Source organism: Corynebacterium provencense (genome assembly GCA_900049755.1).
Lineage (GTDB): Bacteria > Actinomycetota > Actinomycetes > Mycobacteriales > Mycobacteriaceae > Corynebacterium > Corynebacterium neomassiliense.
The window spans coordinates 591888-616333 of the sequence record LT160593.1; the positions used below are offsets into that span (position 1 = coordinate 591888).

At 64.8% G+C, this 24446-nt stretch carries 20 protein-coding genes and 2 rRNA genes; 20 read left to right on the plus strand and 2 right to left on the minus strand.

Translation table 11 applies throughout. The features are described 5' to 3' along the window. Positions 1-150 precede the first annotated feature (150 nt). The 20 genes from BN3906_RS09125 to der all read left to right on the plus strand — a co-directional run bounded on the left by BN3906_RS09125 (position 151) and on the right by der (position 21410). A 23S ribosomal RNA gene (locus tag BN3906_RS09125) occupies positions 151-3225 on the plus strand. A 129-nt stretch (positions 3226-3354) separates the two neighbouring features. Then, positions 3355-3471: ribosomal RNA gene (gene rrf, locus BN3906_RS09130) — 5S ribosomal RNA — on the plus strand. Positions 3472-3805: 334 nt separating this feature from the next. Beyond that, entirely contained in the window at positions 3806-4420 is a 615-nt protein-coding gene (locus BN3906_RS15145; protein ID WP_315969040.1) for a hypothetical protein, read from the plus strand. Beyond that, entirely contained in the window at positions 4417-5067 is a 651-nt protein-coding gene (locus BN3906_RS15150) for a tetratricopeptide repeat protein (protein WP_237559580.1), read from the plus strand. Before BN3906_RS15145 ends, BN3906_RS15150 begins: the two co-directional genes overlap by 4 nt. Positions 5068-5074: 7 nt before the next feature. Beyond that, positions 5075-6091, plus strand: a complete 1017-nt coding sequence (locus BN3906_RS09140) for an HAD hydrolase-like protein (protein WP_066589648.1) — start codon at positions 5075-5077, stop codon at positions 6089-6091. Beyond that, positions 6082-6267: a hypothetical protein gene (locus tag BN3906_RS09145; protein ID WP_066587439.1), complete on the plus strand. Its 186-nt coding sequence runs from the start codon at positions 6082-6084 to the stop codon at positions 6265-6267. The genes BN3906_RS09140 and BN3906_RS09145 overlap by 10 nt, the downstream gene beginning before the upstream one ends. Continuing rightward, a complete protein-coding gene (locus tag BN3906_RS09150) occupies positions 6267-7103 on the plus strand; it encodes a TlyA family RNA methyltransferase (RefSeq protein WP_066587444.1) in 837 nt (278 codons plus the stop codon). The genes BN3906_RS09145 and BN3906_RS09150 overlap by 1 nt, the downstream gene beginning before the upstream one ends. Further along, positions 7100-8023, plus strand: a complete 924-nt coding sequence (locus BN3906_RS09155; RefSeq protein WP_066587447.1) for an NAD kinase — start codon at positions 7100-7102, stop codon at positions 8021-8023. Before BN3906_RS09150 ends, BN3906_RS09155 begins: the two co-directional genes overlap by 4 nt. Before the next feature lie 54 nt (positions 8024-8077). Then, entirely contained in the window at positions 8078-9808 is a 1731-nt protein-coding gene (gene recN, locus BN3906_RS09160) for a DNA repair protein RecN (RefSeq protein ID WP_066587450.1), read from the plus strand. Between the two features lie 96 nt (positions 9809-9904). Then, a complete protein-coding gene (steA, locus tag BN3906_RS09165; protein ID WP_066587452.1) occupies positions 9905-11098 on the plus strand; it encodes a putative cytokinetic ring protein SteA in 1194 nt (397 codons plus the stop codon). Further along, the gene (locus BN3906_RS09170; protein ID WP_066587453.1) at positions 11095-11997 is read left to right on the plus strand and encodes a copper transporter; all 903 of its coding nucleotides are present in this window, start codon (positions 11095-11097) and stop codon (positions 11995-11997) included. Before steA ends, BN3906_RS09170 begins: the two co-directional genes overlap by 4 nt. 47 nt (positions 11998-12044) lie before the next feature. Beyond that, positions 12045-13724: a CTP synthase gene (gene pyrG, locus BN3906_RS09175; RefSeq protein WP_066587454.1), complete on the plus strand. Its 1680-nt coding sequence runs from the start codon at positions 12045-12047 to the stop codon at positions 13722-13724. 5 nt (positions 13725-13729) lie between these two features. Further along, complete coding sequence (locus BN3906_RS09180; protein WP_066587457.1) at positions 13730-14416, plus strand: NUDIX domain-containing protein; 687 nt, start codon at positions 13730-13732, stop codon at positions 14414-14416. Beyond that, positions 14406-15344: a tyrosine recombinase gene (locus tag BN3906_RS09185; RefSeq protein WP_066587460.1), complete on the plus strand. Its 939-nt coding sequence runs from the start codon at positions 14406-14408 to the stop codon at positions 15342-15344. Before BN3906_RS09180 ends, BN3906_RS09185 begins: the two co-directional genes overlap by 11 nt. Before the next feature lie 209 nt (positions 15345-15553). Beyond that, positions 15554-16420 (plus strand): ParA family protein, encoded by an 867-nt coding sequence (locus BN3906_RS09190; RefSeq protein ID WP_066587465.1) that lies wholly within the window; start codon positions 15554-15556, stop codon positions 16418-16420. After that, entirely contained in the window at positions 16420-17229 is an 810-nt protein-coding gene (locus tag BN3906_RS09195) for a segregation and condensation protein A (RefSeq protein WP_066587467.1), read from the plus strand. The genes BN3906_RS09190 and BN3906_RS09195 overlap by 1 nt, the downstream gene beginning before the upstream one ends. 136 nt (positions 17230-17365) lie before the next feature. Next, positions 17366-17920 carry an SMC-Scp complex subunit ScpB gene (gene scpB / locus BN3906_RS09200; protein WP_066587470.1) on the plus strand — a complete coding sequence of 185 codons (555 nt, stop codon included), beginning with the start codon at positions 17366-17368 and terminating at the stop codon, positions 17918-17920. Positions 17921-18028: 108 nt separating this feature from the next. Further along, a complete protein-coding gene (locus BN3906_RS09205) occupies positions 18029-18955 on the plus strand; it encodes a pseudouridine synthase (RefSeq protein WP_066589651.1) in 927 nt (308 codons plus the stop codon). A 26-nt stretch (positions 18956-18981) separates the two neighbouring features. Next, the gene (cmk, locus tag BN3906_RS09210) at positions 18982-19716 is read left to right on the plus strand and encodes a (d)CMP kinase (RefSeq protein ID WP_174217158.1); all 735 of its coding nucleotides are present in this window, start codon (positions 18982-18984) and stop codon (positions 19714-19716) included. Next, entirely contained in the window at positions 19713-21410 is a 1698-nt protein-coding gene (gene der, locus BN3906_RS09215) for a ribosome biogenesis GTPase Der (protein ID WP_066587476.1), read from the plus strand. The genes cmk and der overlap by 4 nt, the downstream gene beginning before the upstream one ends. 50 nt (positions 21411-21460) lie before the next feature. Here der and BN3906_RS09220 read toward each other — a convergent pair whose 3' ends face one another. Both BN3906_RS09220 and BN3906_RS14140 read right to left on the minus strand, forming a co-directional pair. Further along, entirely contained in the window at positions 21461-23335 is a 1875-nt protein-coding gene (locus tag BN3906_RS09220; RefSeq protein ID WP_066587480.1) for a siderophore-interacting protein, read from the minus strand. A gap of 104 nt (positions 23336-23439) precedes the next feature. Then, complete coding sequence (locus BN3906_RS14140) at positions 23440-24441, minus strand: iron-siderophore ABC transporter substrate-binding protein (RefSeq protein WP_078057325.1); 1002 nt, start codon at positions 24439-24441, stop codon at positions 23440-23442. Positions 24442-24446: the final 5 nt, after the last annotated feature.

Consider the following 24446-nt stretch of genomic DNA (forward strand, 5'->3'; position numbering starts at 1 on the left):
TTCTTGGTGCGGGTGTCTTGTGTGCTGGTCGTGGTGTTGTGCTGCGGGTGGTGTGTGGGGTGCCTGGTGTTGTTTGAGAACTGTATAGTGGACGCGAGTATCTTCTTTTGATGCAATTTTGCGTGTGTCGTTTTGTGCGGCGCAGTTGTGTGTGAAGTGTGTGAAGGGCGTACGGTGGATGCCTTGGTACAGTGGGCCGATGAAGGACGTGGGAGACTGCGATATGCCTCGGGGAGTTGTCAACCAAGCGTTGATCCGAGGGTGTCCGAATGGGGAAACCCGGCCGTGGTTGTGTGCGGTCACCTGCCGGTGAATGTATAGCCGGTGTGGAGGTTACGCGGGGAAGTGAAACATCTCAGTACCCGTAGGAGAAGAAAACAATAGTGATTCCGTGAGTAGTGGCGAGCGAAAGCGGATGGTGGCTAAACCGGTGTGCGTGTGATACCTGTCAGGGGTTGCGTGTGCTGGGGTTGTGGGGTCTTGTGTGACTGGTCTGACAGCTGGTCGCCCGGGTTGCGTGTGCTAGCGGAAGTGGTTTGGAATGGCCTGCCGTAGACGGTGAGAGTCCGGTACGTGAAAGCATGTGTGGTCGGGTTGCGAGTGTCCCCGAGTAGCAGCGGGCTCGTGGAATCTGCTGTGAATCTGCCGGGACCACCCGGTAAGCCTGAATACCCGTTGTGACCGATAGCGGATAGTACCGTGAGGGAATGGTGAAAAGTACCCCGGGAGGGGAGTGAAATAGTACCTGAAACCGTGCGCCTACAATCCGTCAGAGCCTTTCGGGGTGATGGCGTGCCTTTTGAAGAATGAGCCTGCGAGTCAGCGGCACGTCGCGAGGTTAACCCGTGTGGGGTAGTCGTAGCGAAAGCGAATACTAACGAGTGTGTTGTAGTGGCGTGTCCTGGACCCGAAGCGGGGTGATCTACCCATGGCCAGTGTGAAGCGACGGTAAGACGTCGTGGAGGCGCGAACCCACTTAGGTTGAAAACTGAGGGGATGAGTTGTGGGTAGGGGTGAAAGGCCAATCAAACTCCGTGATAGCTGGTTCTCCCCGAAATGCATTTAGGTGCAGCGTCGTGTGTTTCTTGCCGGAGGTAGAGCTACTGGTTGGTTTAGCGGGACTATCATCTTAGCGACATCAGCCAAACTCCGAATGCCGGTAAGTGAGAGCGCGGCAGTGAGACTGCGGGGGATAAGCTTCGTGGTCGAGAGGGAAACAGCCCAGATCGCCGGCTAAGGCCCCTAAGGGTGTACTAAGTGGAAAAGGATGTGGGATCGCGAAGACAGCCAGGAGGTTGGCTTAGAAGCAGCCATCCTTGAAAGAGTGCGTAATAGCTCACTGGTCGAGTGGTCCTGCGCCGACAATGTAGTGGGGCTCAAGTACACCGCCGAAGCCGCGGAACTCTGCACGTGTGTGCGGGGTTGGTAGGGGAGCGTCGTGTGGCCGGTGAAGGTGCGGGGTGACCCAGTGCTGGAGGCTATGCGAGTGAGAATGCAGGCATGAGTAGCGAATGATGAGTGGGAAACTCATCCGCCGGATGACCAAGGGTTCCTGGGTCAAGTTGATCTTCCCAGGGTGAGTCGGGGCCTAAGGCGAGGCCGACAGGCGTAGTCGATGGATAACGGGTTGATATTCCCGTACCCGTGTGTGTGCGATCATGGTGAATCGGTGATACTAACTGCCCTGAAGCTGTCAGGTCACGTCTTTGGCGTGGTGTGGTGGTGGATGCGTGGGACCTGAGCCGGTAGTAGTCAAGTGATGGGGTGACGCAGGAAGGTAGCCGAGCCACTTAGTGGATTGTGGTGTAAGCGTGTGGCCCGAGTCCCAGGTAAATCCGGGGCTTGTGTGGGTGAGGCGTGATGCGTACCCGTTTGCGGGGATGTCGGTGATCCTATGCTGTCGAGAAAAGCCTCTAGCGAGTGCATGTACGGCCCGTACCCCAAACCGACACAGGTGGTCAGGTAGAGAATACTAAGGCGATCGGGTGAACTGTGGTTAAGGAACTCGGCAAAATGCCCCCGTAACTTCGGGAGAAGGGGGGCCCGTGCTGGTGGCAGGACCTAGCGTTCTGGAGCTGGTGTGGGTCGCAGAGAATAGAGGGAAGCGACTGTTTACTAAAAACACAGGTCCGTGCGAAGACGGTAAGTCGATGTATACGGACTGACGCCTGCCCGGTGCTGGAAGGTTAAGAGGACCTGTTAGGGCTTTTGTCCGAAGCGGAGAATTTAAGCCCCAGTAAACGGCGGTGGTAACTATAACCATCCTAAGGTAGCGAAATTCCTTGTCGGGTAAGTTCCGACCTGCACGAATGGCGTAACGACTTCCCTGCTGTCTCAACCACAGGCCCGGCGAAATTGCAGTACGAGTAAAGATGCTCGTTACGCGCGGCAGGACGAAAAGACCCCGGGACCTTCACTATAGCTTGGTATTGGTGTTCGGTTCGGTTTGTGTAGGATAGGTGGGAGACTGTGAAGTGGCCACGCCAGTGGTTGTGGAGTCGTTGTTGAAATACCACTCTGATCGTATTGGATGTCTGAACCTCGGCCCATGATCTGGGTTAGGGACAGTGCCTGGTGGGTAGTTTAACTGGGGCGGTTGCCTCCCAAAGTGTAACGGAGGCGCCCAAAGGTTCCCTCAGCCTGGTTGGCAATCAGGTGTTGAGTGTAAGTGCACAAGGGAGCTTGACTGTGAGACTGACAGGTCGAGCAGGGACGAAAGTCGGGACTAGTGATCCGGCACCGGCTTGTGGAAGCGGTGTCGCTCAACGGATAAAAGGTACCCCGGGGATAACAGGCTGATCTTCCCCAAGAGTCCATATCGACGGGATGGTTTGGCACCTCGATGTCGGCTCGTCGCATCCTGGGGCTGGAGTTGGTCCCAAGGGTTGGGCTGTTCGCCCATTAAAGCGGCACGCGAGCTGGGTTTAGAACGTCGTGAGACAGTTCGGTCTCTATCCGCCGCGCGCGTTGAAACTTGAGAAAGGCTGACCCTAGTACGAGAGGACCGGGTTGGACATACCTCTGGTGGGCCAGTTGTCACGCCCGTGGCATGGCTGGTTGGCTACGTATGGGAGGGATAACCGCTGAAAGCATCTAAGCGGGAAGCCTGTTTCGAGATGAGGTTTCGTGTGAGGTTCCCTGTAGACGACGGGGTTGATAGGCCGGATCTGGACAGTGTGTGAGCGCTGGAGGTGACCGGTACTAATTGACCGAGTGCTTCACTTCTGATTGTGTGCGTGTGTTGTGTTGTTGTGAGGGTTTTTGCGTCCACTGTGCAGTGTCTGGAACGGCACCGTGTGCCCGGCCCCCTTGGTGTTGTGGGGGGTGTGTGGCGTGTGTTGTTTCGTTGTGTTTGTCGGTGGTTTCAGCGGTGGGGTCACGCCCGGTCCCTTTCCGAACCCGGAAGCTAAGCCTGCCTGCGCCGATGGTACTGCACCTGGGAGGGTGTGGGAGAGTAGGTCACTGCCGGCATCATTCTTTGTTGTTGAGAGTGTGTTGGGTCGGTACTGCACTGTGTAATGTGCGGTACCTTCCCGGCACGCTTTTTTTGTGTCCGAACAGTACATCGGAGCGTCCGGGGACTGCAGCGGGGGACATTCGCGTCGCTCCGTCTCTGCCCACGGCCTCCGGCGGGCCTGTCGACGGCTGTGTGTGCGAGGCTACGGTGGTGCGGTCAAACGCCAGAGCACCGTCCCTGTACGCTGGTAGTCGACTATGCCAGAAGCCTCGGTATGCGAGGTTTTCGAGTTGTATCCAGAGAGGTTTTTGATGAGCGAATCGTCCGGCACTTACGGAGCACGCAACGGTGCTGGAGGCGGTCCCCGGCGTGACCGTGGAGGTGCTCGTCGCCCACAGAACGACCACGGCCGCGGTGGTTACCGGGGTGGTCCTGCCGGTGGCAGGGGTCGTGATGATGATCGTCGCGGTGGTTACCGAGGTGGCTCTGCCGGTGGCAGCGGTCGTGATGATGATCGTCGTGGTGGTTACCGGGGTGGCTCTGCCGGTGGCAGTCGTCGTGATGATGATCGTCGTGGTGGTTACCGTGGTGGCTCTGCCGGTGGCAGTGGTCGTGATGATGATCGTCGTGGTGGTTACCGTGGTGGTTCAGCCGGCAGGAACGGTCGTGGCGATGACCGTCGTGGTGGTTACCGTGGTGGCTCTGCCGGCAGGAACGGTCGTGACGATGACCGTCGTGGTGGTTACCGGGGTGGTTCAGGCGGCAGGAACGGCCGTGATGATGACCGTCGTGGTGGTTACCGGGGTGGTTCGGCCGACCGAGGCGACCGTCGGGGTCATGACCGCAACGGCGGGCGCCCGGACGGGCGGCGGCGCGACCATCACAATGGACCGCAGCGGTCGGGCTACCGGGAGAACCGGGTCAACGACCGCGTCAGTGAACCGGAGATCCCGTCCGATGTGAGTCCGAAGGAACTCGACCCGGCCATCAGGCAGGAACTCCGCAGCCTGTCGAAGGACAACGCTGACAAGGTGGCAGGCCACCTGATCATGGCCGCCGCGCTCATGGACTCCGACAGTGACCGGGCACTCGCTCACGCGCGTGCCGCGAAAGAACGTGGCGGTCGGGTACCTATCACCCGCGAAACCCTGGGCATCGCCGCCTACCATGCAGGTGAGTGGAAGGAAGCCCTCACCGAGCTCCGCGCTGCCCGCAGGATGGCCGGTGGCCCGGGACTGCTGGCGGTGATGGCGGACTGCGAACGCGGCCTGGGGCATCCAGACAAGGCTGTCGAACTCGGTTTCTCCGAGGAAGCGGCTGAACTTGATCCGGAACAGCGCGCGGAACTGGCGATCGTGGTCGCCGGTGCACATCATGATCTCGGTCATGCCACCGACGCCGTCGACGTTCTGGAGCCGGAGACCCGTGCCCGGGATCTGCCCGAGGTCACTGCGCTGCGCGTGACCTACGCCTACGCTGACGCGCTGGCCTTCGCCGGGGAGACCGGGGACGCCCGCGAGTGGTTCAGGAAGGCTGAGAAGATGGACACCCACGGCGTCCTGGACAGTGCGGACCGGTTGCAGGAACTCGAGCGGGATCTCGACGAGTGACGTGCCGATGACATTGCTTGAACAGCAGGAGCGGCGTCCTCACCACATCCTGGACCGTTACGATTCACTGCTCGTCGACCTCGACGGAACAGTTTTCCGTGGTGGCGTCCTCATCGACGGGGCGCTTGCCGGCCTTGCCGGCCGGCCGGCCGTGTACGTGACCAACAACGCCTCACGGTCACCACGTGCCGTGTCCGACCATCTCGCCGGCCTTGGTGTACATACGGAGCCCTCCCGCGTGCTGACCTCGGCACAGGTCGCCTGCACCCTCGCGGTGGAGCTGGCAGGTGGTGCCGGAGACGGCGGGGACGCCGCCGCGGTTCCCTCCGCGCTTGTGGTGGGGGCCGAATCCTTCCGCGAGCTCGCTGCCGAGGCAGGGTTCCGCGTCGTCCGCAGCGCCGACGACCGGCCGGATGTCGTGCTGCACGGCCACTCACCGGACAACGACTGGGCGGTCCTCTCCGAAGCGGCACTCGCGGTACGGGCGGGTGCTGTCTATGTGGCGTCCAACATGGACACCACCCTGCCGTCGGAGCGTGGCCTGCTCATCGGCAACGGGTCGCTGGTCGCCGCGGTCGTCAGTGCAACCGGTGTACATCCGCAGAGTGCCGGCAAACCCGAGCCGGCGATGTTCCACGTCGCGGCGGAACGTCTCGGCGCACGGCGTCCTCTGGCTGTCGGTGACCGGCTCGACACCGACATTGCCGGAGGCATCGCCGCCGGGACGGACACCCTCTGCGTACTCACCGGCGTCTCCGGGCACACCGACATTCTGCACACCCGGTACCGTCCGACCTGGATCGCCGCCAACCTGCGGGACCACCTGGACGGCTGGGGCGCCCACCGCACCGGAGACACGGTCACCGTGACGGCAGGTCGGCAGGGCGACGTCGAGGTCATGGCGGCTGAGGCTCTCGCCGCCGCCGCGCCCCTGGTCTGGGCTGCGCAGGATTCCGGCGACGACGTGACCGTCGTCGACGACGGCAGTGCCGCAGCGGCGGCAGCACTGGGGGCATGGCGGTGACGGGCCCGCTGCCCGGTGAGGGGCAGTTCGACGCGGAGGCACTGACCGCCGAGGTGGACGCCCTGCTCGCCTCGGACGCCACCGGTGCACAGGAGGCGGAGCTGCTGGAGAAGGCCCACCGAATCATCGCGGACGCACTGGAAGGGCAGTCTGGAAGGACAGTGAGGAACCCCTGATGGCCAGAGCAGGAGGAAACCGGCTGCGGCGACTGGACGCCGAACTGGTGAAACGACAGATGGCGAAGTCCCGCGAGCAGGCCAGGGAGATGATCCTCGGGGGGCGGGTCTCGGTGAACGGGATCGTGGCTTCCAAGCCTGCCACCGGCGTCGACGGTGAAGTGTCCATCCGAGTCACCGTGACCGACGACGACCGGTGGGCGTCCAGGGGGGCGCACAAACTTCTCGGCGCACTGGCAGTGTTCGAACCCCTCGGCCTTGACCTGGCGGGCACCCGGGTCCTGGACGCGGGGGCGTCCACAGGCGGTTTCACCGATGTCTGCCTTGACCGTGGCGTCACCGAGGTGCTGGCGGTCGACGTCGGCTACGGGCAGCTCGTCTGGAGACTCCGCAACGACCCGAGGGTCACCGTCCTCGACCGGACCAATGTGCGGACACTTACCCCCGACCAGCTGGGAGGACAGGTGGACGCCATGGTCGGTGACCTGTCGTTCATATCGCTGGAGCTGGTCCTGCCGGCGTTGGCCGGATGCGTCCGCGAAGGTGGCAGTCTGCTGCCAATGGTCAAACCCCAGTTCGAGGTCGGCAAGGACCGTCTCGGTCACGGCGGGGTCGTGCGCTCGCCGGAACTCCGGGCCGAAGTCACCCTGGACGTCGCACGGCGGGCGGCAGGTCTGGGCCTGTCGACACGGGCGGTCACGGCGTCCCCGTTGCCCGGCCCGAGCGGAAACGTGGAATACTTTCTGTGGTTGATCAGAGACGGCGGCGAGACATCCCCGACCGATGACCAGCTGCAGACCATGGTGGAGACGGCCGTCAAGGAGGGACCACAGTGACCGAGGAGATCCCCGCCCCCCGGGAGGTGCTGCTGGTCGCCCACACCGGCGGTGACGACAAGCTCAGCTCCGCAGCGGCGGCGGCCCAGCAGCTCGCGGACGGAGGCCTGACGGTCAGGGTCATGTCCACCGGGGATCCGGCACCGGTGGCCAGGCACGAGATCCTCGGCAGATTTCCCCGCTACGGGCACACCCCCGACGCCGCCAGGGGCGTCGACCTGGTACTGGTTCTCGGCGGCGACGGCACTTTCCTCCGTGCCGCGGACATTGCGCATGCCCAGGACGTCCCTGTCCTCGGGGTGAACATGGGGCACATCGGGTTTCTCGCCGAATGGGAGGGGGAGGACCTGCAGGCGGCGATCGACCGTGTCATCACCGGCGACTACCGTGTGGAGAACCGGATGACACTGTCCGTGACAGTGCGGGACGCCCAGGGCAGGGTCCTGGGGACCGGCTGGGCGCTCAACGAGTGTTCCGTGGAGAACCTCAACCGTCAGGGCGTGCTGGACGCGGTGCTGGAGGTGGACCAGAGACCGGTCGGGTCCTTCGGGTGCGACGGGGTCCTGGTGTCCACCCCGACGGGCTCGACCGCCTACGCCTTCTCCGCCGGAGGGCCGGTTCTCTGGCCCGAGCTCGAGTCGATCCTCGTGGTGCCGTCCAATGCGCACACCCTGTTCTCACGGCCGCTGGTCGTCTCCCCCGATTCGATGGTCGCGGTGGAGACGAACCCGATGACGTCACCGGCGACCGCGGTGATGGACGGTTTCCGTCAGATCCACATGCCGCCCGGTTCCCGGGTGGAGGTCCGTCGTGGTCCGCAGGACGTGCGTTGGGTCCGTCTCGACTCCGAGCCTTTCGCCGACCGGATGGTGAAGAAGTTTCGCCTGCCGATCACCGGCTGGCGGGGTCCACGGAGATGACCACGGGGAACACTCTGGCGTATCGCTCATCCGTTCGGTAGAATCCTGTCCATCATGTTGACGGAACTGCAGATCAGGAACCTCGGCGTCATCGAGGAGGCCACGGCCGAGTTCGCCGAGGGCTTCACCGTGGTGACCGGTGAAACCGGGGCAGGTAAGACCATGGTGGTCACGGGGCTGAAGCTGTTGTCTGGCGCCCGTGCGGAAGCCCAGCGGGTCAGGGGAGGGACCGACAAGGCCACTGTGGAGGGGGTGTTCAGGGTGGGGGACGTGGACAGGGACAAGATCGAACGCCTGATCGATGACGTCGGTGGGTACCTCGAGGACGGGGAGGCCGTCGTCTCCCGGTCGGTGAGTGCATCGGGACGGTCGCGGGCGCATCTTGCCGGGCGGACGGTCGCCGCCGGGGTCCTCGCGGACTTCACCTCACGTCTGTTGACGATCCACGGGCAGTCGGACCAGCTCCAGTTGACCGACCCTGCCCGTCAACTGCGGAGCCTGGACAGTTTCGCGGGACTTGACGGGGACCGCCGTGAGTACCGGAAGCTTCGGAGGCGGTGGGCGTCTCTGGCCCGGGACCTCAACGAACGCACCGTGAAGCGTCGGGAACTCGCCCTTGAGGCGGAGATGCTGCGGCACGCCCTCGAGCAGATCGACGCTCTCGACCCCCGTCCCGGTGAAGACGAGGAACTGAAGTCACGGATCAGCCGGCTGCAGGATGTCGACGACATCCGTACAGCGGTCGCCTCCGCGGCCTCCGCCCTCGACGGCGCGGACCCGGAGTCAGGCGGGGAGTCCGTCACCGATGTCATCGGTGGCGCGTCTGCGGCCCTTGCCGCGGTGTCCGGGTCGGACAGGCGGGTCGCAGGCCTTGCGGCCCGGTTGTCCGCGCTGGTCGGTGAGCTCACGGACATCTCCGGTGAGCTCGGCGCGGTGCTCTCGGAATCTCCGGACCCGGCCGAGCTGGAGGAACTGCTCCAGCGACAGCAGGATCTGCGGGAGTTGAGGACCTTCGCCGTCGACGTCGACGGTGCCCTCGCCTGGCGGGACGAGGCGCGGCAGCGGCTGGAGTCCATCGACGTCTCCGACGACGTCATCGAGGACCTGCGCACCAGGGTGGCCGACGCGGCCGAGAAGATGCTCGACGCCGCCCGGTCGCTGGATTCGGCCAGGCGGTCAGCCTCCGACAGGTTCGCGGACGCGGTGACCGCGGAGATCCGTGGTCTCCACATGTCGGCGCAGTTCAGGGTGCAGGTCCGGACCAGGGGCGGCGACGGTGACGGGGCAGGGGAGGACGCCACGACCACTGACTGCGGTCCCGACGGCATCACCGACATTGAGTTCCAGCTGGTCCAGGGGGGTGACGCACATCCCCTGGGGGCCACTGCATCCGGTGGCGAACTGTCCCGGGTGATGCTCGCCCTGGAGGTCATCCTCGCGGGGCGGGGACGCACGATGGTCTTTGACGAGGTGGATTCCGGGGTCGGCGGCAGGGCCGCGGTGGAGATCGGCCGCAGGTTGGCCCGACTCGCCGTCCACAACCAGGTCATCGTGGTCACCCACCTGCCGCAGGTCGCCGCATTCGCTGACGTGCACATCCATGTCGCGAAGGCTGCCACGGACAGTTCGGTGAGATCTAGTGTGCACACTCTCAGCGAAGTCGAGCGGGTCGAGGAGCTGGCGCGGATGCTGGCCGGCCTGGATTCGGAGACGGGCCGGGCCCACGCAGAGGAGCTTCTGGCCACTGCGAGGGAAGCCAAGGAATTGATGGGCACCGCAGGGTGACGGCAGGGGGCCGGTCGGCGTCGGAGGGTGACCGTGTGCTGTCTCCGGCACCGTCACCGGCGCGCCTCCGCCGGTCGCCGTGCCCCTGCGGTCACAATGGTCACCATGATCTTCTCCCGTACCGACGACACCCCCGGCATCCACGGCCACACCCGGGACTGCACCGGCGCGAAGGGCAGTTCCACCCTGAACAAGCTCGGTGAGGGCGACATCGTCGTCCTCGACGCCCCGGACATCTCCCGGGCCCTCGCGCAGAAGCTCATCGACACGCGGGTGGCGGCGGTGGTCAACACGGCTGCGTTCTCCACGGGCAACGTCCCGAACTTCGGCCCCCAGATGCTCCTCGACGCCGGAATAGTCCTGGTGGAGAACGCGGACGCCGATCTTCCCGCGAAGATGAAGAACGGGAAGAAAGGCCGGCTCGACGAGGGGAAGGTGTACTACGGTGACCGGGTGGTCGGTCGCGGGGAGATCCTCGACGAGGAGACGGCGCAGTCCCGCTTCCTCGACGCCCGGGAGGCCCTTGTCGACCACATGGAGGCTCTGGCCGGCAACACGGCCGAGTTCGTGAGCACCGAGGCGCCGTTGCTCGTCGACGGTCTCGGGGTGCCTGACGTCGACGTCGACATGGACGACCGGAAAGTCCTCGTCGTCAGTCCGGACCCGGAACTCGAGGACAAGCTCAAGGCGCTGCGCTACTTCATCCGCGAGTACGACCCCGTCCTCATCGGCGTCGACGAGGCAGTGGACGTCATGTTCCGGCACGGGTACCGCCCGGCCGTGATCATCGGAGACCCCGAGCTCGTCACCTCGGAGAATCTGAGGTCCGGGGCGAGTGTGGTCCTGCCGGCCGACCCGGACGGGCATGCCGTCGGCCTGGAGCGGATCCAGGACCTGGGGGTCGGGGCGATGACCTTCCCGGCCGCGACGGGAAACTCGACGGACCTTGCTCTCCTCCTCGCCGACTACCACGGTGCCTCCATGGTGGTGAACCTCGGGCCCTCGGTGGACCTGGACCGTGTCTTCGACACCGGCGAGGCTGAGGGAACTCCGTCGGCGATGCTCTCGCGGCTGAAGGTGGGTTCCCGCTTCGTCGACTCTTCCGCGGTGGCCGAGCTCTACCGGGTCTCCCGATCGGGCGGAGGATGGATCTGGGCTGTCCTCGGCGTCATCGTGGCTGTGGCGGTCATCATCCTCATCGCCGGACTGTCCGGGAGTGAAGGCTTCGTCGACAACCTGATCGACAGCTGGAACAACATCGCCCTCAAGTTCCAGGACCTGTTCTCGTGAGCGGGGGGAAGATCGTCGGTGGTGTCGCCGCAGGAGTGGCGGTGGGGACCGTCCTCGGTTTCTACGTCCTCGCCCCCAACGTCGAGGGCGGCCCCGCGGGTACCGACCAGTCCACCACCAGCGAGCTGGACACTGTCCGGGATGAGCTGGATGCCGCGAATGCGGGCCTCGAGGCCGATGACGCTGTCCTTGATTCCGCGGCAGCCGGCATGGTCCGTGACGTCCTGAAGGACCGGAGTGTTCTCGTGGTCACTCTCCCGGACGCGGATCCGGCCGTCGTGGACGCCCAGGAGAAGCTGCTCCGGGCGGCGGGGGCGGCAGATGGGGGCACGCTGCGCCTGACCCGGGCGGCGGTCTCACAGGACAGTGCGGACGCGGTGAAGACCCTGGCGACGAGCACTCTTCCCGCCGGTGCCAGGTTGTCCGAGGACCGCCGTGACCCCGGGTACCACCTCGGCCAGGTCGCCGGTCAGGCACTGGGTTCCTCGGCTGACGGGGAAAGCCAGGCGTCCCCGTCCGACAGGGACCTGTTCCTCGGCGCGATGTCGGACGGCGGATACCTCGACGGTGAGCTCTCCGGTACCGGGCCGGCGGACGCCGTGCTCGTGATCGCCGGCGATGACACGGGCTACGCGGGCACGTTCGCAGCTGATCTCGCGGCAGGTTTCGACGCCACCACCGGCGGAACGGTTCTCGCCGGTGACCGGGGTGCGGCGGCCGAGGGCGGTGCCCTGTCGGTCCTCCGCGGCAACCGTGGGGACACGGAGGCTGTGAGCTCGGTGGACAATGCGGACCGCGTGGCCGGCAGGATCACTGTGGTGCGGGCCCTGGCGGCACAGCTCGACGGTCGGGCGGGGTCGTACGGAACTGCGGAAAGTGCCGCTGCCCCGGCCCTGTGATAGGCTGAAATCCCGTAGGTTTAACGGTTACCACCACGGGAGTTCACTTGTCTCAGGGGCGCAACGAGCAGCACACCAAATTCATTTTCGTCACGGGGGGTGTCGTGTCCTCTCTGGGCAAGGGACTGACCGCGGCCAGCCTGGGGCAGCTGCTCGTCTCACGGGGGCTGACCGTGACCATGCAGAAGCTCGATCCGTACCTCAATGTGGACCCGGGGACGATGAACCCGTTCGAGCACGGGGAGGTCTTCGTCACTGACGACGGTGCAGAGACAGATCTCGACCTCGGGCACTACGAGCGCTTCCTGGACCGTAACCTCACGAAGAACGCCAACGTCACCACAGGCAAGGTGTACTCCACCGTCATCGCGAAGGAGCGTCGCGGCGAGTTCCTCGGCAAGACCGTCCAGGTCATTCCCCACATCACCGACGAAATCAAGGCACGGATCCTGGCACAGGCGGCCCCGGACGCCGACGGTGTCGTACCGGACGTGGTCATCTCCGAGGTCGGGGGAACGGTCGGTGACATCGAGTCGCAGCCTTTCCTGGAGGCTGCCCGCCAGGTCCGTCACGAGGTGGGCAGGGAGAACATCTTCTTCATCCATGTCTCACTGGTCCCCTACCTTGCCCCGTCCGGGGAACTGAAGACCAAGCCGACCCAGCATTCGGTCGCGGAGCTGCGCAGCATCGGTATCGTCCCGGACGCCATCGTCCTGCGCTGTGACCGTGAGGTCCCGCAGTCCCTGAAGAAGAAGATCGCCCTGATGACCGACGTCGATGAGGAGGGCGTGATCTCCTGCGCAGACTCCTCGTCGATCTACAACATTCCGAAGGTGCTGTACAACGAGCATCTCGACTCCTTCCTCATCCGGAAGCTGAACCTCCCGTTCCGCGACGTCGACTGGACGGTGTGGGGCGGTCTGCTGGACCGGGTCCACAATCCGCAGGGGGAGATCACCGTCGCCCTCGTGGGGAAGTACATCGACCTTCCGGACGCGTACCTTTCCGTGGCCGAAGCCATCCGGGCCGGTGCGTTCGGTGAGAACCGGAAGGCGAACATCCGGTGGGTCGCCGCCGACGACTGTGCGACACCGGAAGGTGCCGCCCGTCAGCTCGGCGATGTCGATGCTGTCGTCGTCCCCGGCGGGTTCGGTATCCGCGGTATTGAGGGCAAGATCGCCGCGGTGACCTTCTGCCGGGAGAATCTCATCCCGATGCTGGGTATCTGTCTCGGCCTGCAGTGCACCGTGATCGAGGCGGCGAAGGTCGCGGGGATCGAGGACGCCTCTTCCACGGAGTTCTCCGAGGAGACAGGCGGGACCTGTACCCCGGTGATCTCCACGATGGCTGAGCAGGAGGCGGCGGTCCACGGTGACGCTGATCTCGGCGGGACGATGCGCCTGGGCGCCTACCCCGCGGTCCTCGCCGAAGGGTCGGTGGTCTCCGGGGTGTACGGCACCACCGAGGTGTCCGAGCGACACCGTCACCGGTTCGAGGTGAACAACGCCTACCGGGAGCAGATCACCGAGGGATCGGGCCTCCAGTTCTCCGGGACGTCACCCGACGGCCGGCTCGTGGAGTTCGTGGAGTACCCGAAGGACGTCCACCCCTACCTCGTCGCCACCCAGGCGCACCCGGAGTACAAGTCCCGTCCGACCCGCCCGCACCCTCTTTTCGCCGGGCTCATCAGGGCTGCTGTGGTGCGGCACGAGGCGAAGCGGAGATGAGTGGCATGTCCGACAGTTCCGCCGCAGATCTCTACCGGACACTGTCCAGTGAGCTTCTCGTCGACGCCGCTGTCATCGCGGTCCGCCGGGACCGGATGACGACCGTGACCGGGGAGGTCACCCGTGAGATCGTCGAGCATTTCGGGGCGGCGGCGGTCGTGGTTGTCCGGGACACTCCCGGCGCTGACGCCGGGGAGCGGGAGCTGCTGCTCATCCGTCAGTACCGGCGTCCTGTCGGAAAGTACCTGTGGGAACTGCCGGCGGGGATCCTGGATCTCGTCGGTGAGGAGCCGCTGGACGCCGCCCGGCGTGAACTGGCCGAGGAGGCGGGTCTCGCGGCCTCCACGTGGCATCTTCTCGGTGACGTGGTGACCTCACCGGGTACCAGTGAGGAGATGTGCCGGATCTACCTCGCGGAGGGGGTCCGCGAACTCACCGGCGCTGAAGCCGGTGAGCTACCTGAGGCCGGGGGTGAGGAGGCTGACATGACCCGGAGGTGGGTTCCGGTTTCCGAGGCTGTGGACATGGTCCGTCGCGGTGAGGTGGTGAATTCCATCGCTGTCGCCGGGATCCTCCATGTGGCCGTGGGAACGAGGCGTCCGGTGGATGCCACGTTTGACCGGGTCTCCGGTATCACCGACCGGCGTTCGGCGGGCCGGGAACCGGGCACCGACATGAAGTATGTCCGCTGACGACCGGGATCTTCTCCGCGACTGGGTGAGGCACCTGAGAACGGAGCGCGGGTTGAGCGCGAACACCCTCGAGAACTACGGGCGGGACGCCCGACGCTACCTCGACTGGTTGGAGGGTGAGGGGTTGACGGTGGACACGGTGGGGACCGTGGACATCGAGAGGTTCATCTCGGATCTGCGTCGGGGGCACCCGGTGACCGGTGGCAGGGCTCTGGCGCAGACGTCGGCAGCGCGGTGCCTGAGTACGGTCCGTGGTTTCCACGGGTTCGTTGCGGGGGAGAGGGGGATCCCTGACGTGGCGTCCGCGGTTCCCGCGGCGCAGCAGCGGGCAGATCTACCCAAGGCGCTGACAGTGGACCAGGTGACCAGGCTGATTGAGGCGGTGCCCTGCGGTGAGGGTGCGGGTCCGCTTCAGCTGAGGGACCGTGCCCTGGTGGAGCTGCTGTACTCGACCGGTGCCCGGATCAGTGAGGCGCTCGCCCTTGACCTGGGTGACATCGACAGGTCGAGGGCCACGGTGCTGCTGAGGGGGAAGGGGGACCGCGAACGTGTGGTCCCGGTGGGCACTCCGGCTCTCGACGCCGTGGACGCCTATCTTGTCCGTGCCAGGCCGTCCTTGTCCGCAGGGGGGCCGTCCCGGCCGGGGGAGGACGCCGCGGCGCTGTTCCTGACGGTGTCGGGACGACGGATGCGCAGACAGTCGGGATTCAATGTCGTGTCTGCCGCGGGTGAGCGTGCGGGGCTGGGGAGGGTGAGTCCGCATGCGTTGCGGCACAGTTTCGCGACCCATCTGCTGGCGGGTGGGGCGGACATCAGGGTGGTCCAGGAACTGCTGGGGCATTCCAATGTGGTGACGACGCAGATCTATGCGAAGGTGACCCCGGATCTTCTCCGTGAAAGTTGGGCACTGTCACACCCCCGGACTTGACCGTGGGTTCGACGCAGGATCCGATGCAGGACTCGGCTCAGGACTTGACCCGGGACTTGACGCAGTCCGGTGATGCAGGTGCGTGATAGTCTTACTGGTGTGATTCACGTTGCCGGGCCAGCCCGGTGACGGGCAGGAGAACCGGCGGCGGGACCCGGTCGGACACCGGTAGAGACCCGGACGAAAGTCCAGGGAAGGAGCTTGACGGGATGGCTGAAACCACCGACGGTCCGGAGGATGCACCGCAGATCGGACTGACCGGGCGACCTTTGCGTCCGATCCCGGAACCGCAGCCGGTCGAATCCCACGGGCCCGCGACTGTCATTGCGATGTGCAACCAGAAGGGCGGGGTAGGGAAGACGACCTCGACGATCAACATGGGTGCCGCACTGGCGGAGTTCGGCCGGCGGGTGCTTCTCGTCGACCTTGATCCGCAGGGTGCCCTGTCCGCGGGCCTGGGCATCAAGCACGAGAGTCTCGATGTCACCGTGTACAACCTGCTGGTGGACCCGGACGCCACGATCGAGGACGCCCTGCTGCACACCGGGGTGGAGAACCTCGACCTCGTGCCCGCCAACATCGACCTGTCAGCCGCGGAGATCCAGCTGGTCAACGAGGTGGGCAGGGAGCAGGCGCTCGCCCGTGCGCTGCGACCGGTGATGGCGGACTACGACTACATCATCGTCGACTGCCAGCCCTCGCTGGGGCTGCTGACGGTCAATGCCCTGTGCTGTGCCGACGGCGTCATCATTCCCATGGAGTGCACCTACTTCTCCCTGCGCGGTCTGGCTCTGTTGAACGACACCGTGGACAAGGTCCGCGACCGTCTGAACTTCCGGCTGGAGGTCCTGGGCATCGTGGTGACCCTTTTCGACCGTCGTACCAACCATTCCCGGCAGGTGATGAACCGGGTCGTGGAGGTCTTCGGTGACCGGGTCTTCGACACCGTCATCACCAGGACCGTCCGCTTCCCGGAGACCACGGTCGCCGGTGAACCGATCACCACCTGGGCGCCGTCCTCTGACGGGGCGAGGCAGTACCGCGATCTCGCGGCCGAGGTCATCGAGCGGACGTAGTGGACGTTCCAGCGGTGCAGCCGGAGCTCACCGGTTTCAGGGTGGCCCTGGCCAACTTCGACGGCCCGTTCGACCTGCTGCTGCAGCTGATCAACTCCCGCAAGCTGGATGTGACCGAGGTGGCGTTGGCCACCGTCACCGACGAGTTCATCGCGTACACGAGATCACTGTCCGGTTCCGCCGACGACCTGGACGAGGTCACCGAGTTCCTGGTGGTGGCGGCCACACTGCTGGACCTCAAGGCCGCGCGTCTGGTGCCCCGCGGGGAGGTGGAGAGCGAGGAAGACCTGGCGCTGCTGGAGTCCCGGGACCTCCTTTTCGCCCGCCTGCTGCAGTACCGGGCGTACAAGTCTGTCGCCGAACTGTTCAGCCAGTGGCAGAGGGACGCCGCCCGCAGCTATCCGGTGCAGCTGTCCCCGGAGCCGCGGTTCGTCGATCTCATGCCGCCGGTGGAGCTGGGGCTGACGCCGGAGCGCTTCGCCGAGATCGCTGCTGTCGCGTTCAGGCCCAGACCGCATGAGGTCGGCACAGGCCACATCCATGTGCAGGCGGTGTCCGTGCTGGAGCAGGCCGGTCATATCCTGTCGACGCTGAAGATCGCGGGGCCCGACCACTGGGTCAGTTTCGCCACCCTCATCTCGGACTGTGACGTCTCGATGAAGGTGGTGGGACGCTTCCTGGCGCTGCTGGAACTGTACAAGGCGCGGGCTGTGGGTATCGAGCAGGAGGAACCGCTCGGTGAGATGAATGTGGCGTGGACCGGCCTGGAGGTGGATCCTTCGGTGGTCGCCGCGAGCAACTGGGACTGACCGGGGCCTGACCGGGGGGACGGTGCAGGAGGTCTGCCGGTCGCCTGTGGTGGGGCGCCGACAGGGTTCCGGTAAGGTGCGGGACACGTCGGGCCGACGGGCCCGCCACAGGTGAACAGGATCCAGGAGGTCGACAATGCCGTCTGCGGGACCGGTGTCGCTGCTTCGCAGCAGGCTGGAGTCACTGCTTCTCGTCGCCGATGAGCCGACGACGGCGGCTGACTTCGCCCGGCTGCTCGGAGAGCCGGAGGAGGCGGTCACTGCGGCGCTCACCGAGATCTCCACCGAGTTCTCCGACAGGGGAATGGGATTCGACCTGCGGGAACGGGAGGGGGCCTGGCGTCTCTACACGCGACGGGAGAATTCCGCGACCGTGGAGGCGAAGATCCTCGACGGGGCGCAAACCCGCCTGTCGCGGGCGGCGTTGGAGACGCTCGCGGTGGTCGCCTACCGGCAGCCCGTGACCCGTTCCCAGGTTGCGGCGGTGAGGGGCGTGAACTGTGACGGGGTGATGCGGACACTGACGTTGCGGGGCCTGGTCAAGGAGGTGGGTGTGACCGGGGAGGTCGGCGGCGCCCACCTGTACGCGACCACGGAGCTTTTCCTCGAGCAGCTGGGCATCGGGTCCCTTGACGCCCTGCCTGATCTGGCGCCGCTGCTGCCGGAGGTGGACCAGATCGACCTGTCATGACCACGGGCTGAGTCGGCAGGTCGTGGATGGGCTACACTGGTCAACCGGACAACTGAAGACCACCTCGACCATGCGGCGGACGTGCCGCAGAAAGACACTGAGGATACCGTGAGCAAGCCCGCTCGCCGAGACGGCACACCGGAACGCGACGACAGCAACAGGGACCACAACCGGGATGTGGACAGCTACATCTCCAATGCGCGTCCTGCAAGGCACCAGCATGTGGCCGACCGTAAACCACCGAAGAAGGCCGGGGCGTCCGGTGGGGACGGCCGGAAGAACAGGACGCAGAAGGCGGACTCCGAGAAGGTCCGCCTGCAGAAGGTACTCGCGGCCGCAGGCGTGGCCTCCCGCCGGATGAGCGAGAAGTTGATCGACGCCGGGCGTGTGGAGGTCAACGGCAGCATCGTCACCGAGCAGGGGATGAGGGTCGACCCGGAGAACGATGTGATCCGTGTCGACGGGGTCCGTGTCATCGCCGACGAGGATCTGGTGACTTTCGCGCTGAACAAGCCGCGAGGCGTCCACTCCACCATGCACGACGAAATGGGGCGCCCGTGCCTCAACGATCTGGTGGGGGACCGTATCGCCGCAGGACAGCGACTTTTCCATGTGGGGCGGTTGGACGCCCAGACCGAAGGGCTGCTGCTGCTGACCAATGACGGTGAGCTGGCGAACCGTCTGATGCACCCCAGCTACGGGATCAGGAAGACCTATCTCGCCACCGTTCTGGGGGAGGTGGACCGTAACCTGGTCCGACAGCTCCGGGACGGTATCGAGCTGGACGACGGGATCGCGAAGGCGGACGAGGTGCAGATCATCGACGTGTGGCAGGGGAAGTCGCTGGTGAAGGTCGTCCTGCATGAGGGACGTAAGCACATCGTCCGGCGCATGCTGAAGGAGGCCGGCTTCCCGGTCCAGGCCCTGGTCCGGACGAAGGTGCACACCGTGCAGCTGGGTGAGCAGAAGCCCGGGACGATGCGTGCGCTCAACAGGGCTGAACTGACGAGCCTCTACAATGCGGTGGGCCTGTGATGACGAACGTGAACTCACTCGGGCAGCTGAAGAACCTCGACAATGTTGTCGGCGGTGGACTCATCGTGGCAGTGGACGGGCCGTCAGGTACCGGGAAGTCCACCGTGTGCAGGTTGCTGGCCGGTGCCGCGGACGCCCGTTACCTTGACACCGGTGCAATGTACAGGGTCGCCACCCTGCACGTTCTCCGCCAGGGGACTGATCCCGCCGACACTGCCGCGGTGGTCGCCGCCACTGCCGACCTGCCGATCCGTGTCAACGAGGACCCGGCGTCCACGGAGGTCCTGCTCGACGGTGAGGATGTCTCCTCGGAGATCCGGGGCCCGCAGGTCACGGCGGCGGTCTCGGCGGTTGCCGCGGTCCCGGAGGTCCGGGAGAATCTCGTGGCACTGCAGCGTTCACTGGCGCTCGGCACGGGACGGTGCGTGGTGGAGGGGCGCGACATCGGTACTGCTGTGCTGCCCGATGCGGCCTGCAAGGTTTTCATGACGGCGAGTGCCCGTATCCGGGCGCGCCGGCGTTTCGACCAGGACCGTGCCGCAGGGCGTCGGGTCGACTTCGACGCCGTGCTCGCCGATGTGGAACGCAGGGACGCCGCGGATTCGTCCCGTGCCGTGTCCCCGTTGCGGCCAGCCGCCGACGCGACAATTCTCGATACCGGGGACCTCGACATCGACGGGGTGCTTCACGCCCTCGCTGACCTGGTTGTGGCGTCCTCCGCCCACCCCGCCGACTTCACGATCTCAGGGAGCAACCGATGAGCGACGAGAACAGGAACCCGGGAACCGGCACAGGACCGGACCCGGATGAGGAGCAGCTGGTGTTCCGCACCGCCGACGGTGCTGTGGTGGATGACGGACAGGCTGCGTCGGACGCCGACAGTGACACCGGCTCTGCCAGCGGATCTGACGGTGGCACCGACAGTTTCGACGATGAAGAGGACTTCTTCGACGAGTACGACGCCGAAGATTTCGTGGACGAGGATGAGACCGACGTTGACGGTGCCGGTAGCTTTGACGGTGCCGACGATGTGGCCGCGAGTTTCGACCTTCTCACCGGGGTGGACGAGGACACTGACTGGGACGCCGTGGAGGCGGCTTTCGGCGTCCTCGGTGACGATGAGGCGGAGCGTGAGGCCCTGTGCACGGTCGCTATCGTCGGCCGGCCCAATGTGGGTAAGTCGACGCTGGTCAACAGGTTCATCGGCCGTCGTGAGGCGGTTGTCGAGGATTTCCCGGGCGTGACCCGTGACCGGATCTCCTACATCGGGGACTGGAACGGCCGGAGGTTCTGGGTGCAGGACACCGGTGGGTGGGACCCGGACGCCAAGGGCATCCACGGGGCTATCGCCCGGCAGGCGGAGACTGCCATGGCCACCGCCGACGTCATCGTTTTCGTGGTGGACACGAAGGTGGGTGTCACTGCGACGGACGAGATCATCGCCCGGAGGCTCCAGCGTTCGGAGATCCCTGTGGTCCTGGTGGCGAACAAGTTTGACTCGGATTCGCAGTACGGTGACATGGCGGAGTTCTGGTCGCTGGGTCTGGGTGACCCTTATCCGGTGTCAGCGCAGCATGGTCGCGGTGCAGCGGATGTGCTTGACAAGGTGTTGGCGTCCTTCCCGGAGACTCCCCGGGAGACGTCCGTGGTCTCGGGTCCCCGTCGGGTGGCTCTGGTGGGGCGTCCGAATGTGGGGAAGTCGTCCCTTCTGAACAAGATCACCGGTGAGGACAGGTCGGTTGTCGACAATGTCGCGGGGACGACGGTGGACCCGGTTGATTCGGTGGTGGAGCTGGGCGGGAAGACCTGGCGTTTCGTTGACACGGCCGGGATCCGGAAGAAGTCGAAGACGGCGCGCGGGCACGAGTTCTATGCGTCGTTGCGTACCCGTGCGGCCATTGATTCGGCGGAGGTCGTGATCTTCCTGGTTGACGCGTCGGAGCCGATCGCGGAGCAGGACCAGCGGGTGCTGAGGATGATTCTTGACGCCGGGCGGGCCCTGGTCGTGGCCTACAACAAGTGGGATCTTGTCGACGAGGACCGTCGGGCGGAGCTTGAGCGGGAGATCGACCAGCAGCTGGCGCATGTGCCGTGGGCCCGGCGGGTGAATATTTCGGCGAAGACGGGTCGGGCGTTGCAGCGTCTTGAGCCGGCGTTGACGGAGGCGCTGGAGAGTTGGGACCAGAGGATTCCCACAGGCCAGTTGAACACCTGGTTGAGGGCGGTGATTGCGCAGACTCCGCCTCCGATGCGTGGTGGGCGTCTGCCGAGGGTGCTGTTTGCGACGCAGGCGTCCTCGAAACCGCCGGTGATTGTCCTGTTCACGACGGGGTTCCTGGAGCACGGGTACCGGCGTTTCCTGGAACGTCGGCTGCGTGAGTCCTTCGGTTTCGAGGGGTCGCCGGTGCGGATTGCGGTGCGGGTCCGGGAGAAGCGGGAGCGGAGGAGGAAGTAGCAGGGTGGGTTACCGCCCTGCGGTTCCCTGTTGCTCCCTGCTGACTCCTGTTACGCCCTGCCGAGGGTGCGGACCACGGTTCCCCAGCCTACGGATTCGGCGGAGGTGACTTTCAGCCCCGCGGTGTTGACGAGGTTTTCGAGTTCGGACGGGGTTCGGTGGCCGCCGCCGACGAGGGCGAGGTTGAGAAGGTCGGCTTCTGCGGCGTGTTCGTCGGGGCCGTCGGACTCGATGATTGTGAATGTGGGTTCGATGAGGAGGATCCTGCCGTCTCTGGTGAGGGATTCGGCGGCTTTGCGGAGAACGAGCACGGCGTCCGCGTCCGGGTGGTTCTGGAGTTCGAAGACTACGAGAACGGTGTCTGCGGGGGTCGTTTTCTCGAACACGGACTGTTCGGTGACTGTGATCCGTTCGCGTGCGGCGGGGTCGGGGATGCTCTGCGGGAGGTCGGACCGCAGCCAGTTCGCCTGGGTGGGTAGGGCGGGGATGGTGATCCTGAGGTCCGGGTCTGCTGCGACGAGGGCTGCTGCGAGTGCTCCGGCGCCGTCGGAGTGGATGACCATGTCCCGGGCGCCGGTGACGGAGTGGGAGTGCGCCAGTGGAGCGGCGACGTAGGACGCCCTGGTTGATGTCTGTTCGAGGCGTTCATTCTCGAATGCGGGTTCGAGACGTTGCTGGGTCCATGTTTTCCCGGTGATCTTCCTGTACACGGGCCGTCCGGTCATGACTGCTTCTCTGATGCCGAGGAATGCCTGTTCGGTTTTCGACACGACGCCGTCGTGGTGGATGTGGTCGAGGACGGCCTCGTTGGTGAGGAATTCACCGATTTCGGACAGCCGGTAGGAGGTGCGGTTCTCTGCGGGACCTTCGACAGGGTCGAGAAGTTCGATGCTTTCGAGGTAGCGGAGGAATTTGCGCAGCCCGGTGGGGTCGGCTCCGGTGGCGTCGATGAGTCCGGTGACTGTTGTGGTGCCCTCGGAGATGAGGTTCCCGAGGTTGAGGTCTGCGGCTGCGCGGATGGCCAGCGGTGGGAGGATCTCGGCCATTTCGTGGAACCTGGAGAATGCGGTTTCGTTGCGTTCGGGGTCGGGTACGGCGGAGTCGTCGTCGAGGGCGACGACGGTTTCTTTTCGCCAGTAGCCTGTGAAGTCGATCCAGGCTTTGTCCATTCCGCGGTCGCCGACGAGGTGGCGGCGGATGTCGCGGACGACGGACTGTTCTCCGGCGATCCAGGCGAAGCACTGGCCGTCCTCCCAGATGGTCGGGGGCAGTGCTCTGACCGCGTCGAGGAGGAGCGGTGCGGAGTGTCCGGGGGCGCCGTGTCGGACCAGCCAGGTGACGGTGACGCCGGGGAGGTTTCGTCCTCGGAGGATGTCGTAGCGGTGGGCGTCCTCGGCCACTTCGATGAGGACGGTGGCTTCGGCGTTGTCGGGAAGTTCGTCGAGGTAGCGTGCGATGGCCGGGACGGCGGTGTCGTCTCCGGCGATGAGAGCTCGGTCAGCGCCGGCCGGCAGGCCTTTGGTGAGGGTGGGGCCGACCATGTGGACCTGCTCCCCCGGTTTTGTCCGGTAGGCCCAGGTGGTGGCCACGCCGACGCCGTGCTTGACGAAGTCGATGTCCACCTCGCCGTGCTCGCCGGCCTCAGGGCGCCATGCGCGGATGGTGTAAGTACGGACCAGGGGTGCGGGTTCCTTGGGGAACCGGATGCCGCCGTCGACGATGGTGGGCAGGACAGGTTCGGTCTGCCCGGGGTAGGCGAAGAAGAGCTTCACGTCATCGTCGAAGCCGGCGGAATCGAAGTCGGCGAGGTCAGGGCCGGTGAGGGTGACGCGGCGCAGCGCAGGGGTGATGTCAGCGACGGCGGTCACCTCCAGGTTGCGCAGGGCCATGGGGTGGACGGTGATCGGGCGGACGCGACGGGGCACGCGGGTCTCCTCAAAACGGTACGGCGGTTACGGTCGGTGTGACCGTAACCGCCGCGCGCCGGGGGAGTTGTCCGCAGAGGACGCCGGGTTAGCTGGTGTGGATGCTACTTCAGGCTGTCTAGCATCGGAGCAAGGGTATCGAGCAATTTGTTCATGTCGCGGACTCCTGATCCAATGAGCAGACTCGCCGTCTTCTGGTCGACGAAGAACACTGATTCATTCTTCACTGCCGGAAGGCTTGAGTATTGTGGCAATGCCTTGAACTTTTCTTGCAGTTCGTCAGGGTAGGGCCACACGATCAGCAAATCTGCATTAAGGGTGCTGACATTTTCAAGTGATATCCCTCCTTGATTTGCGTCATCCTGTTTTGGTCCAGGTGTCATTCCGAGCAATTTTAGAACTTCTCCGTTTCCGTACTGAAGGGGTTTGGAGAAATTTGTATATGCGACGTAATTATATGTCTTTGATTCGATGTTCGGTATCTTCGCTCCGACTTCACTAAACCGTTTCTCGGTATTGGAAATCAAAGTGTTTGCTTTTTCTTCTTCTCCCATGGCGGCCGCAAGTGAAAGAAATGAATCTTTCCAGTTGGCGAGTTTTCCATCGCCTGACTGGGATACTGTGGGTGCGATTGCGTTTAGGCGATCAAAGTCATCTTTGCTCTTCAGCATCGAGTTTGTCACGTAAATGAGATCTGGATTGAGATTGGCGATGGCTTCAAAGTTGTACCCATCAGACCCCCAGAGGTCGGGAAATACCTTGTCTTCTCCTATTTCTTCGAGAACGTCGGGATTGTCTCGCTTTATGGCATCCAACTGGCTCCAAACGGCAATGGGGACAGTGCCGAGCTCTAGAAGGTTACCCGCGTTAGCTCCGTTGGCGACGATGACACGTTCGGGCTTCTTGTCGATAGTCACCTGCCCCTGCGTGGTGTCGATTGTGACAGGGTAAGCGTTGTCGGAGGACGTCTCGCCAGTGTTACTGCCGGAATCATCCGAGCTGCAGGCGGTGGTCAGTCCGCCGACGAGTGCCAGGCCGAAGATCACGGCGAGGAGTCGGCGGAGCAGATGCGGTGAACGCACCTGCTCCGTGGGAGTGGGGGTCATGGAAC